The 12,963-nt window shown below is 62.5% G+C and carries 7 protein-coding genes; 4 read left to right on the forward strand and 3 right to left on the reverse strand.

Features of this window, described 5'->3' with window-relative positions; all coding sequences use genetic code 11:
- Positions 1-8 precede the first annotated feature (8 nt).
- The 3 genes from xdhC to xdhA all read right to left on the reverse strand — a co-directional run bounded on the left by xdhC (position 9) and on the right by xdhA (position 4,818).
- Positions 9-851, reverse strand: coding sequence for a xanthine dehydrogenase accessory protein XdhC (gene xdhC, locus HU749_RS10280; protein ID WP_079302151.1), 843 nt, complete (start codon positions 849-851; stop codon positions 9-11).
- Positions 852-971: 120 nt separating this feature from the next.
- A complete protein-coding gene (gene xdhB / locus HU749_RS10285) occupies positions 972-3,371 on the reverse strand; it encodes a xanthine dehydrogenase molybdopterin binding subunit (protein ID WP_095974066.1) in 2,400 nt (799 codons plus the stop codon).
- Positions 3,364-4,818, reverse strand: a complete 1,455-nt coding sequence (gene xdhA / locus HU749_RS10290; RefSeq protein WP_186650288.1) for a xanthine dehydrogenase small subunit — start codon at positions 4,816-4,818, stop codon at positions 3,364-3,366. Before xdhA ends, xdhB begins: the two co-directional genes overlap by 8 nt.
- A 346-nt stretch (positions 4,819-5,164) precedes the next feature.
- Here xdhA and HU749_RS10295 point away from each other — a divergent pair, with 346 nt between their 5' ends.
- The 4 genes from HU749_RS10295 to ligA all read left to right on the forward strand — a co-directional run bounded on the left by HU749_RS10295 (position 5,165) and on the right by ligA (position 12,911).
- Positions 5,165-5,824, forward strand: coding sequence for a GntR family transcriptional regulator (locus HU749_RS10295; protein ID WP_053186814.1), 660 nt, complete (start codon positions 5,165-5,167; stop codon positions 5,822-5,824).
- Positions 5,825-5,826: 2 nt separating this feature from the next.
- The gene (gene smc / locus HU749_RS10300) at positions 5,827-9,315 is read left to right on the forward strand and encodes a chromosome segregation protein SMC (RefSeq protein WP_186650290.1); all 3,489 of its coding nucleotides are present in this window, start codon (positions 5,827-5,829) and stop codon (positions 9,313-9,315) included.
- 258 nt (positions 9,316-9,573) lie between these two features.
- Positions 9,574-10,419 carry a cell division protein ZipA gene (zipA, locus tag HU749_RS10305; protein WP_079302147.1) on the forward strand — a complete coding sequence of 282 codons (846 nt, stop codon included), beginning with the start codon at positions 9,574-9,576 and terminating at the stop codon, positions 10,417-10,419.
- Between the two features lie 134 nt (positions 10,420-10,553).
- Entirely contained in the window at positions 10,554-12,911 is a 2,358-nt protein-coding gene (ligA, locus tag HU749_RS10310; protein ID WP_186650292.1) for an NAD-dependent DNA ligase LigA, read from the forward strand.
- The last annotated feature ends 52 nt before the right edge of the window (positions 12,912-12,963 follow it).

The following is a 12,963-nucleotide window of genomic DNA, read 5'->3' on the forward strand; positions in this document are numbered from 1 at the left end:
ACGAGTGTTCAACGGTTCGCCTGGCTACGGCGCGAGGCCGGCAGCAGCTTGGCAATCGGTTCGGCGCGGGCGGTGCGCTGGCCGAAATCGGCGTTATAGGTGGCGATGATTTCGCCGGCGATGGAGATGGCGATTTCCACAGGCAGCTTGCCTTTGACTTCGCCGATGCCCATCGGGCAACGCATGCGCTGCAAGGTGCTGCTGTCAAAACCACGATCACGCAGGCGATGCTCGAACTTGACCCGTTTGGTCTTCGAACCGATCAGGCCGAAGTAGGCAAAGTCGTTGCGCTTGAGGATCGCGGCGCTCAGTTCCAGGTCGAGCTGATGGTTGTGGGTCATGACGATGCAGTAGCTGCCGACGGGCAATTCGTCGACTTCATCCAGTGGCTCTTCGGTGACGATCTTGCGCACGCCATGGGGCAACTGTTCGGGGAACTCCGCCTCCCGCGAGTCGATCCAGCGCACCTTGCAGGGCAGGCTCGCCAGCAGCGGCACCAGGGCGCGGCCGACGTGGCCGGCGCCGAACACGGCGATTTGCGCCTGGACCTGGCCCATGGGTTCGAACAGCAACACGGTGACGCCGCCACAGCACTGGCCCAGGCTCGCACCGAGGCTGAAACGCTCCAGATGGGTGTTCTGCTGGCCGCTGGCGAGCATGTGCCGGGCGATTTCCATGGCCTTGTATTCCAGGTGTCCGCCACCGATGGTGTCGAACGTCTGGCTGGCGCTGATGACCATCTTCGAACCGGCGTTGCGCGGGGTGGAGCCGAGTTCTTCGATGATCGTCACCAGCACACACGGTTCACCGCGGGTTTGCAGGTCGGCGAGGGCGCTGATCCAGTTGTACATATTCACCTCGACATCTCTTTGTCTGTTCCGGCCTCATCGCGAGCAAGCTCGCTCCCACATTGGATCGGCGTACACAAATCCCCTGTGGGAGCGAGCTTGCTCGCGATAGCCGCGCGCGGTCTAAAGCGAAGCCAGCTCGGCCTCGGCTTGCGCAGGCTTCACGGTCTTCAACTGCCGCATCTGCTCACACCCCCACAACACCCGCTCCGGCGTTGCCGGGGCGTCGATGTTCGGTTGGTGCTGGTAATCCCCCAGGCTCGCCACGGCGTCCTTGATGGCGCACCACGCGGCGATGCCGAGCATGAACGGCGGCTCGCCCACGGCCTTGGAGTGGAACACCGTGTCTTCGGGGTTCTTGCGGTTTTCCACCAGCTTGACCCGCAGGTCCAGCGGCATGTCGGCCACGGCGGGGATCTTGTAGCTGGCCGGGCCATTGGTCATAAGCTTGCCCTTGTCGTTCCACACCAGTTCTTCCATGGTCAGCCAGCCCATGCCCTGGATGAAGCCACCCTCGACCTGGCCGATGTCGATGGCCGGGTTCAGCGAGGCGCCGACGTCGTGAAGGATGTCGGTGCGCAGCATCTTGTACTCGCCGGTGAGGGTGTCGACGATCACCTCGGCACACGCCGCGCCATAGGCGTAGTAATAGAACGGCCGGCCACGGGCCTGGCTGCGGTCGTAGTAGATTTTCGGGGTCTTGTAGAAGCCGGTGCTCGACAGCGAGACCTGGGCGAAATATGCCTGCTGCACCAGCGCCTCGAAGGTCAGGATGTGATCGCGCACCCGCACATGGCCGTTGTGGAATTCCACGTCCTCTTCGCTGACCTTGTACTGCCGCGCGGCGAATTCCACCAGGCGCCGCTTGATGGTTTCGGCGGCGTTCTGCGCCGCCTTGCCGTTCAGGTCGGCACCGCTGGAGGCGGCGGTGGGCGAAGTGTTCGGCACCTTGTCGGTGTTGGTCGCGGTGATTTGCACGCGGTCCATTTCCACCTGGAACACCTCGGCCACTACCTGGGCGACCTTAGTGTTCAGGCCCTGGCCCATTTCGGTGCCGCCATGGTTGAGGTGGATGCTGCCGTCGGTGTAGACGTGGATCAAGGCGCCGGCCTGGTTGAGGAAACTGGCGGTAAAGGAAATGCCGAACTTGACCGGGGTCAGCGCCAGGCCCTTTTTCAGGATCGGACTATTGGCGTTGTAGCGACGGATCGCTTCTCGGCGCTCGGCGTACTGGCTGCTTTCTTCAAGTTCGGCGGTCATTTCCTCGAGCATGTTGTGCTCGACGGTCTGGTAGTAATGGGTGACGTTGCGTTCGGTCTTGCCGTAATAGTTGGCTTTGCGCACCGCCAGCGGATCGAGCCCCAGGTGCCGGGCGATGGCATCCATCACCTCTTCGATGGCGACCATGCCTTGGGGCCCGCCGAAACCGCGGTAAGCGGTGTTTGACGCGGTGTTGGTCTTGCAGCGGTGGCCGTTGATGGTCGCATCGCCCAGGTAGTAGGCGTTGTCGGCATGGAACATTGCCCGGTCGACGATCGAGGCCGACAGGTCCGGCGAGCACCCGCAGTTGCCGGCCAGTTCCAGGGCGATGCCGTGCAGGCGCCCGCGACTGTCGAAGCCGACGTCGTATTCGATGTAGAAGGGGTGGCGCTTGCCGGTCATCAACATGTCTTCGACACGGGGCAGGCGCATCTTGGTCGGCTGGCCGGTGAGGTGTGCGATGACGGCGCACAGGCACGCCGGGCTGGCGGCCTGGGTTTCCTTGCCGCCAAAGCCGCCGCCCATGCGCCGCATGTCCACCACGACTTTGTTCATCGACACGCCCAGCACTTCGGCCACCAGTTTCTGCACTTCAGTGGGGTTCTGGGTCGAGCAGTAGACGAGCATGCCGCCGTCTTCGGTGGGCATCACCGAGGAAATCTGGGTTTCCAGGTAAAAATGTTCCTGGCCGCCGATATGCAGCGAGCCCTGGATACGATGTTCGGCGCTCGCCAGTGCCGTGGCCGAATCGCCGCGCTGGTGGGTGTGGCTGTCGAGCACGAAGTGCCGCTTGCACAGGGCCTCGACCACGTCCAGCACCGGTTCCAGGTCTTCGTATTCGACGATGGCCGCCATCGCCGCCTTGCGCGCGGTGTCCAGGTCTTTGGCGGCGACAGCCAGCACCGGTTGGCCGACGAACTGCACGTCATCGATAGCCAGCAACGGATCGCCGGGCAACAGCGGGCCAATGTCCTTCAGGCCGGGGATGTCTTGGTGGGTAATGGCGATGCGCACGCCTTCGAAGGCGTAGCAGGGCGCGGTATCGATGCGCAGGATACGGGCGTGGGCGCGGTCCGACAGCCGGGCATAGACGTGCAACTGGTTCGGGAATTCCAGGCGGTCATCGATGTACTGGGCCTCGCCGGACACGTGCTTGGCGGCGCTGTCATGCTTGACGCTGCGGCCCACGCCAGTGGTGAGATCGCGGGCGAACAGCTCGGCCAGTTCGGCTTGGGTCTTCTCTACGGTGTGATGGTTAGACATAAGCGGTCACCCGAGTCTCGATGTGCGGCGTTTGCAGTTCGATGAAGTATTTGCGCAGCAAGTTGCGGGCGCTGAGCAGGCGGTATTCCTTGCTGGCGCGGAAGTCCGACAGCGGCGTGAAATCCTCGGCCAGGGCTGCGCAGGCGCGTTCAATGGTGCTGTCGGTCCACGGCGCACCGATCAATACCGCCTCACAATGTTTGGCGCGTTTTGGGGTCGCGGCCATGCCGCCGAAGGCGACGCGGGCGTCGCGGACCATGCCGTTGTCGATGCGCAGGTTGAACGCCGCGCATACGGCGGAAATGTCATCGTCCAGGCGCTTGGACACCTTGTAGGCGCGGAACGCCTGTTCGGCGCTGGCTCGCGGCACGATGATCTTCTCGATGAATTCGCTTTCCTGGCGGGCGGTGACCCGGTAGTCGATGAAATAGTCTTCCAGGGCCAGGGTGCGGCGGGTCTGGCCCTTGCACAGCACGATCTGCGCGCCGAGAGCGATCAGCAGCGGTGGCGAGTCGCCAATCGGTGAGGCGTTGCCGATGTTGCCGCCGAGGGTGCCCTGGTTGCGGATCTGCAGCGAGGCGAAGCGCTGCAGCAATTCGCCAAAGTCCGGGTACTCGGCTTTCAGGGCTTCGTAGCAATCGGAGAGGGCGGCGGCGGCGCCGATCTCCAGGCGATCGTCGAAACGCTCGATACGCTTGAGTTCGGCGACGTTGCCCACGTAGATCATCACCGGCAGGGTGCGGTGAAATTGCGTGACTTCCAGGGCCAGGTCCGTGCCGCCGGCCAGCAGGCGCGCCTGGGGATAAGCATCGTAAAGATCAGCCAGGTCGGCGACGGTCAGAGGTACCAGACAGCGCTTGTCGCCACTGTTGAGCTCACCGGTGTCGGTCGGGGCGATGGCTTTGAGGCGGGCGACGGTCTCGGCCTCACGGGCATCGAACTGGTCTGGCTGCTTGCCACAGCAGGCCTGCTCGGCGGCGGCCAGGATCGGCCGGTAGCCGGTGCAACGGCAGAGGTTGCCGGCCAGGGCTTCGTGGGTTTTATGGGCGTCGGGTTGTTCGCTGTTCTTTTGCAGGGCGAACAGCGACATGACGAAGCCCGGTGTGCAGAAGCCGCATTGCGAGCCGTGGCAATCGACCATCGCCTGCTGGACGCTGTGCAGTTGGCCCTGGTGCTTGAGGTCTTCGACGCTGATCAGTTGCTTGCCGTGCAGGGACGAGACGAAGGTCAGGCACGCATTGAGGCTGCGATAGCGAATGCGTTCGTGGCCATCGGCGTCCGTTTCCAATTCGCCTACCACCACAGTGCACGCGCCACAGTCGCCACTGGCGCAGCCTTCTTTGGTGCCTGGTTTACCAACGTGTTCGCGCAAATAGTTGAGCACGGTCAGGTTCGGGTCCAGGGCGTGCTCGCTACGGAGTTCCTGGTTGAGTAAAAACTGGATCACGGAAGGCCTCGCAGACTCATTATTGTTGTATCGACGTGGGCCTGAATTTATCAGGTCTGACTTTTCGGTCAACGATTTTCTGACTTAAAGGTCAAGAAAAGCCATTTGGTCGATGAACAACGATCTATGGACACTGTAGAACCCTGTGGGAGCCGAGCTTGCTCGCGATGACGGCGGTACATTAAGTATGGATGCAAGCTGATATACCGCTATCGCGAGCAAGCTCGGCTCCACAGGACTTTTTTGCTTGAATCGTGCCAAAAACCCGGTACAGGCCCTGCGCCATGACGTATCGAGTGCGCTACACTGCGCCGCTTGTGCAAATCGAAGAGTTTGAAGGACAACCATGACGTTCAAGGCCCCGGACAGCCTCGCCGAGCAAATCGCCCATCACCTCGCCGAACGCATCATTCGCGGCGAAATGAAACCGGGAGAGCGCATCCAGGAGCAGAAGGTCACGCTGGCGCTCAACGTCAGCCGCGGCTCGGTCCGCGAGGCCTTGCTGATCCTGGAACGACGCCATTTGATTGCTATCCTGCCTCGCCGTGGCGCACACGTCACCGAACTCACCGAACACAAGGTGCGCAGCCTCTGCACGCTGATGAGCGAGCTGTACATCCTGTTGGGCAACGCCGTGGCCCATGGCTGGAAAGAGCAAGCCGACATGGCGCCGTTCGTGGCGATCCAGCAGCGTCTCAACGACGCCTACGCGCGCCAGGACATCCGCACTTTCGTCGATGAAAGCTTCAGTGTGATGCGCGCTGCCTATCCCTTTGCCAACAACCCGTACTTGCAGGAAACCGTCGAGAACCTGCAACCGGCCATGAGCCGTGCCTATTTCCTGGCCCTGGACCAGCGCAAGGCTGAAATGAGCGAGTTCCTCGACCTGTTCCAGCGCCTGCTCGCTGCTGTGCTGGCCCGTGATTTGCCGCAGATCCGCATCGTGCTCACGGCCTACGCCCAGCGCAGTTGCGATCTGGTGGTCTCTGCACTGACGAAGGCCTGAACGTGCGGCTCAAGTGCATCAAGCTGGCGGGGTTCAAATCCTTCGTCGACCCGACCACGGTGAACTTCCCCAGTAACATGGCGGCAGTGGTCGGGCCCAATGGTTGCGGCAAGTCGAACATCATCGACGCCGTGCGCTGGGTGATGGGCGAAAGTTCGGCCAAGAACCTGCGCGGCGAGTCGATGACCGACGTCATCTTCAACGGCTCCACCAGTCGCAAGCCGGTGAGCCAGGCCAGCATCGAGCTGGTGTTCGATAACTCCGACGGCACCCTGGTGGGTGAATACGCGGCCTATGCGGAAATATCCATTCGTCGCAAAGTGACCCGCGACAGCCAGAACAGCTATTTCCTCAATGGCACCAAGTGCCGGCGTCGCGACATCACCGATATCTTCCTCGGCACCGGCCTGGGCCCGCGCAGCTACTCGATCATTGAGCAAGGCATGATCTCCAAGCTGATCGAGGCCAAGCCCGAAGACCTGCGCAACTTCATCGAAGAAGCCGCCGGTATTTCCAAATACAAGGAACGGCGACGCGAGACTGAAAACCGCATCCGTCGCACCCATGAAAACCTCGCTCGCCTGACCGACCTGCGCGAAGAACTCGAACGCCAGCTCGAGCGTCTGCATCGTCAGGCCGAGGCCGCGAAGAAATACCAGGAATACAAGGGCGAGGAGCGCCAGCTCAAGGCCCAGCTTTCCGCCCTGCGCTGGCAAGCGTTGAACGAGCAGGTCGGCCAACGCGAGGCCGTTATCGGCAACCAGGAAGTCAGCTTCGAGGCCCTGGTGGCCGAGCAACGCAACGCCGACGCCGCCATCGAGCGACTGCGTGATGGGCACCACGACCTGTCCGAGCGCTTCAATCTGGTGCAGGGGCGCTTTTATTCCGTGGGGGGCGACATCGCCCGGGTCGAGCAGAGCATCCAGCATGGTCAGCAACGGCTGCGGCAGTTGCAGGATGACTTGAAGGAAGCTGAGCGGGCGCGCTTGGAAACCGAGTCGCACCTGGGCCACGACCGCACGTTGCTGCTGACCCTTGGCGAAGAACTGGACCGGCTCACGCCAGAGCAGGAAATCACCAGTGCCGCCGCCGAAGAGGCCGCCGCGGCCCTGGAAGAAGCCGAGTTGACCATGCATGGCTGGCAAGAGCAGTGGGACAGCTTCAACCTGACCTCGGCCGAGCCCCGGCGCCAGGCTGAAGTCCAGCAGTCGCGCATCCAGCAGTTGGAAACCAGCATGGAGCGCCTGGCCGAACGTCAGCGCCGCCTGTCCGAAGAACGCGCCTTGCTCGCGGCGGACCCGGAAGACGCCGCGATTCTGGACCTGAGCGAACAACTGGCGGCCAGCGAAGCCACCCTCGAAGACTTGCAGGCCAGCGAAGACGCCCAAGTCGAACGGCTCGAGCAGTTGCGCCAGGCCTTGCAACTGGCCTTGCAGAACCAGCAGCAGGGCCAGGGCGAATTGCAGCGGCTCAATGGGCGCCTGGCCTCGCTGGAAGCCTTGCAGCAAGCTGCGCTGGATCCGGGTACCGGCACCGCCGAATGGCTGCGCGACCAGCATCTGGCCGAGCGTCCGCGACTGGCGGAGGGGCTGAAGGTCGATGCCGGTTGGGAACTGGCGGTGGAAACCGTGCTGGGTGCCGACCTGCAAGCAGTACTGGTGGATGACTTTGGCGGCTTCGACCTCTCGGGTTTCACCCAGGGCGATCTGCGCCTGCTCAGCCCGGCTGGCGACGGGGTACGAATCCCCGGCAGCTTGCTGGACAAGGTCGAGGCCCTGGTCGACCTGTCGCCCTGGCTGGGGCAGGTCAAGCCGGTGGACAGCCTTGAGCAGGCCTTGGCCCTGCGTGGGCAATTGGCGGTCGGCGAAAGCCTGATCAGCCGTGACGGGTATTGGGTCGGCCGGCATTTTCTGCGAGTGCGCCGGGCCAGCGAAGCCGAGAGCGGCATGCTCGCCCGTGGTCAGGAAATCCAGCGCCTGAGTGCCGAGCGCGAAGAGCGCGAGGCCAGCGTCGAAGCCCTGGAAACCGAATTGCAGAACCTGCGGGCGCAGCAGCGTCAACAGGAAAATGGCCGCGAACACCTGCGGCGGCTGTTGCAGGATGAGGCGCGCCAGCAAGGCGAACTCAAGGCGCAGTTGTCGGCCGGCAAGGCCAAGGTCGAACAGCTGGCGCTGCGCCGCACCCGCCTGGAAGAAGAAATCGCCGAACTGGGCGAGCAGCGGGCGCTGGAGCACGAACAGATCGGCGAGGCGCGCTTGCAACTGCAAGAAGCCCTCGACGCCATGGCGCTGGACACCGAGCAGCGCGAACTGTTGCTGGCCCAGCGTGACAGCCTGCGTGAGCGCCTGGACCGGGTACGCCAGGAAGCACGCCAGCACAAGGATCATGCCCATCAATTGGCGGTGCGCCTGGGCTCGCTCAAGGCCCAGCACGATTCCACGCGCCAGGCCTTGGAACGGCTGGAAATGCAGTCCGAGCGCCTGAGCGAAAAACGCGAGCAGTTGAGCCTCAATCTGGAGGAGGGCGAAGCGCCGCTGGAAGAGCTGCGTCTCAAGCTCGAAGAGTTGCTCGATAAGCGCATGAGCGTCGACGAAGAGCTCAAGACGGCGCAGATCGCCCTGGAGGACGCCGACCGCGAACTGCGCGATGCCGAGAAGCGCCGCAGCCAGGCCGAGCAGCAATCGCAACTGATCCGCGGCCAGATGGAACAGCAGCGCATGGAGTGGCAGGCCCTGACGGTGCGGCGCAAAGCCTTGCAGGACCAATTGCTGGAAGACGGCTATGACCTCGACGGTGTGCTCGCCACCCTGGTGGCCGGGGCGAACGAGAAGGAAGCCGAGGAGGAATTGGAACGCATTGCCCAGCGCATCCAGCGCCTGGGGGCAATCAACCTGGCGGCCATCGACGAGTACCAGCAGCAGTCCGAGCGCAAGCGTTACCTGGACGCCCAGAACGACGATCTGGTGGAAGCGCTGGAGACTCTGGAAAACGTCATCCGCAAGATCGACAAGGAAACCCGCAACCGCTTCAAGGATACCTTTGATCAGATCAACGGCGGTCTGCAGGCACTTTTCCCAAAAGTTTTCGGTGGCGGCAGCGCTTACTTGGAACTGACGGGCGAAGATTTACTCGATACAGGGGTGACAATCATGGCGCGTCCTCCTGGCAAGAAGAACAGCACCATCCATTTGCTCTCCGGTGGCGAAAAGGCGCTGACCGCGCTGGCCCTGGTCTTTGCCATCTTCAAATTGAACCCTGCGCCGTTCTGCATGCTCGACGAAGTCGATGCACCACTGGACGACGCCAACGTAGGCCGTTACGCACGGCTGGTGAAGGAAATGTCTGAAACGGTGCAGTTCATCTACATCACCCACAACAAGATCGCCATGGAAATGGCCGATCAGTTGATGGGCGTGACCATGCATGAGCCGGGCTGTTCGCGGCTGGTGGCGGTGGATGTGGAGGAGGCCATGGCCATGGTGGATGCCTGAACAACGGCTTGTAGGGCTTCTACTTGGAACGCTGTAGGTATTTTTTACCCTTAGGCCTGTTGTTCAAATCACAGATTGGGCACAAGCCTGTGCGACAGACGGTGTAAAGTTATCTTTGGTCGTGCTAGTTTAATGTCAATTTTTCGTATGCGTGGGCAAAATGCCATTCAGAACATAGAGTTGGCACCACGTTTTAAAGCGGTTTGCAAATAGCTAAGCCCCTTATTTTTCAGCATTTTTATAGAGGCACGGGATTACATGGAAATCGGTCTGCGCGAGTGGCTGATCGTCATCGGCATCATAGTCATTGCCGGTATTCTTTTCGACGGCTGGCGTCGCATGCGCGGCGGCAAGGGGAAACTGAAGTTTCGCCTGGATCGCAGCCTGTCGAACCTGCCCGATGAGGATGACAGCGCCGAACTGCTGGGCCCGCCGCGGGTGCTGGACACCCACAAGGAGCCGCAGCTGGACGAGCACGACTTGCCGTCGATGAGCGCACCTGCCCGTGAGCCACGGGAATCGGGTTCCAAGCGCGGCAAGCGCAACAGCGAGCCGTCCCAGGGTGATTTGAACCTGAACCTCGATCTGGATGGTGGGCCGAGCTTCAGCAGCCGCGACAACGATTTCCCGGACGAGAGCAAAACTTCGGGCGCCGACAAGGACCAGGCCCAGGCTGAAGAAGTGCTGGTGATCAGCGTGATCTGCCGCGACCCGGCTGGCTTCAAGGGCCCGGCGTTGCTGCAGAACATCCTCGAAAGCGGCCTGCGTTTCGGCGAGATGGACATTTTCCATCGTCATGAGAGCATGGCCGGCAATGGCGAGGTGCTGTTCTCCATGGCCAACGCCGTCAAGCCTGGCGTGTTCGACCTCGACGACATCGATCATTTCAGCACGCCGGCGGTGAGTTTCTTCCTCGGTCTGCCTGGCCCGCGTCATCCCAAGCAGGCCTTCGACGTGATGGTGGCCGCGGCGCGCAAACTGTCCCAGGAACTCAATGGCGAACTCAAGGATGACCAGCGCAGCGTACTGACCGCCCAGACCATCGAGCACTACCGCCAGCGCATCGTCGAATTCGAGCGCCGGGCATTGACCCAGAAGCGCTGAAGTCGCCAGTGTCTTTATGGCTGGGGCTTTTTGTGGCGAGGGAGCTTGCTCCCGCTGGAGGGCGAAGCCCTCCCAAAAAGTCTTGAAAAAAATGAGCAGCCCAGGCTGCTCTTTTGCTTTATGAGAGAACACCCATGAACGCCGTTGAAACCCGCATCCAAAAGCTGCGTACCGAGCTGGATCAGCACAACTACCGTTACCACGTCCTCGATGAGCCAAGCATCCCGGACGCCGAGTACGATCGCTTGTATCACGAGCTCAAGGCCCTGGAAGAGCAACACCCGGAACTGGTAACCAGTGATTCCCCGACCCAGCGGGTCGGCAGCGTGGCACTGTCGGCGTTCAGCCAGGTGCGCCACGAGATCCCGATGCTCAGCCTGGGCAACGCCTTCGACGAAACCACCATGCGCGAATTCGACCGCCGGGTGACTGAAGGCCTCGATCTGCCCATGGGCGATTTGCTGGGCGGTGGCGCGGCGGTGGAATACAGCTGCGAGCCGAAGCTCGATGGCCTGGCGGTCAGCCTGTTGTATCAGGACGGCATGCTGGTGCGCGGAGCCACGCGCGGTGACGGCACCACGGGCGAGGACATCAGCGTCAACGTGCGTACCGTGCGCAACATCCCCCTCAAATTGCAGGGCAGTGGCTGGCCGCCAGTGTTGGAAGTGCGCGGCGAGGTGTACATGTCCAAGGCCGGCTTCGAGCGCCTCAACGCTACGCAACTGGAAGCGGGTGGCAAGACCTTCGCCAACCCGCGCAACGCCGCGGCGGGGAGCCTGCGCCAGCTGGATTCCAAGATCACCGCCAACCGCCCGCTGGAATTCTGCTGCTACGGTATCGGTCAGGTGACCGCGGACATTGCCGATACCCACATCGGCAACCTCAAGCAGCTCAAGGCCTGGGGCCTGCCCATCAGCCGTGAATTGAAGCTGGCCCACGGTATTGACGAATGCCTGGATTACTACCGCGACATCGGCGAGCGGCGCAATGCGTTGCCTTATGAAATCGACGGGGTGGTGTTCAAGGTCAACAGCATCGCCTCTCAGCGCGAACTGGGTTTCCGCGCCCGGGAACCGCGCTGGGCCATTGCCCATAAGTTTCCCGCCTCTGAAGAACTCACCGAGTTGCTGGACGTCGAGTTCCAGGTCGGCCGCACCGGCGCTGTCACGCCCGTGGCACGCCTCAAGCCGGTCAAGGTCGCTGGCGTGACCGTGGCCAACGCCACCTTGCACAACATGGACGAAGTGGCGCGCCTGGGCCTGATGATCGGCGACACCGTGATCATCCGCCGTGCCGGCGACGTGATCCCGCAAGTGGTGCAAGTGATCACCGAGCGCCGCCCGGACGATGCCCGCCCCGTGGAGATCCCCCAGCAATGCCCGGTGTGTGGTTCCCATGTCGAGCGCACGCAACTGATCAAGCGCAGCAAGGGCCGTGAAACCATCAGCGAAGGCGCGGTGTATCGCTGTGTCGGTCGCCTGGCCTGTGGTGCGCAGCTCAAGCAGGCGATCATTCATTTTGTGTCGCGCCGGGCCATGGACATCGAGGGGCTGGGGGAGAAGAGCGTCGAGCAGCTGGTGGACGAGGGCCTGGTGGGGTCGCCCGCCGATCTGTATGCCCTGACCTTCGAGCAGGTGGTCGACCTGGAAGGCTTCGCCGAACTGTCGAGCAGGAACTTGCTGGCAGCTATCGTCGACAGCAAAAAACCGAGCCTGGCGCGTTTCATCTACGCCCTCGGTATCCCGGATGTGGGTGAGGAAACCGCCAAGGTCCTGGCTCGCTCTCTTGGTTCGCTGGAGCGTGTACAGGCGGCCTTGCCCCAGGTGCTCACCTACTTGCCCGACGTCGGCCTGGAAGTCGCCCACGAGATCCACAGCTTCTTCGAAGACCCACACAACCGCCAGGTGATCAAGCACCTGCTGCGCCACGGCCTGGAGATCCAGGACCAAGGCGAGTTGGGCGCCGAGTTCTCCGCCAGCACCACCCTGGGTGGCTTTCTCGACAAGCTGAACATCCCTTCGGTCGGCCCTGGCGGGGCGCAGAAACTGGCGGACAAGTTCGGCTCACTCGAGGCGGTGATGAGCGCCGACTGGCTGGACATGCGCCAGGCGTTGCCGGAAAAACAGGCCAACGCTGTGCGCGAGTTCTTCGCCATTGCCGCCAACCGTCAGCAGGGCCAAGCAGCGGAGCAACAGCTGCGCGACTTTGGCATGCATTGGCAGAGCGAGAAAAAGGTCGTCGAAGGCTTGCCCGAGGCGGGTCACACCTGGGTGCTGACCGGTTCGCTGGAGTTGATGAGCCGCGACGTCGCCAAGGACAAGCTGGAGAGCCTGGGGGCCAAGGTCGCCGGTTCCGTGTCGGCGAAAACCCACTGCGTGGTGGCGGGGCCGGGCGCCGGTTCGAAACTGACCAAGGCCAATGAGCTGGGGCTCAAGGTGCTGGATGAACAAGCCTTTGTCGATTTCTTGACAGGGCATGGCATCACGCTCTGAGCATGGGCTCCCGGCTCTCGTGGCGAGGGAGCTTGCTCCCGCTCGGCGGCGC

The sequence above is a fragment of the Pseudomonas ogarae genome (assembly GCF_014268695.2).
In the GTDB taxonomy this organism is placed as follows: domain Bacteria; phylum Pseudomonadota; class Gammaproteobacteria; order Pseudomonadales; family Pseudomonadaceae; genus Aquipseudomonas; species Aquipseudomonas kilonensis.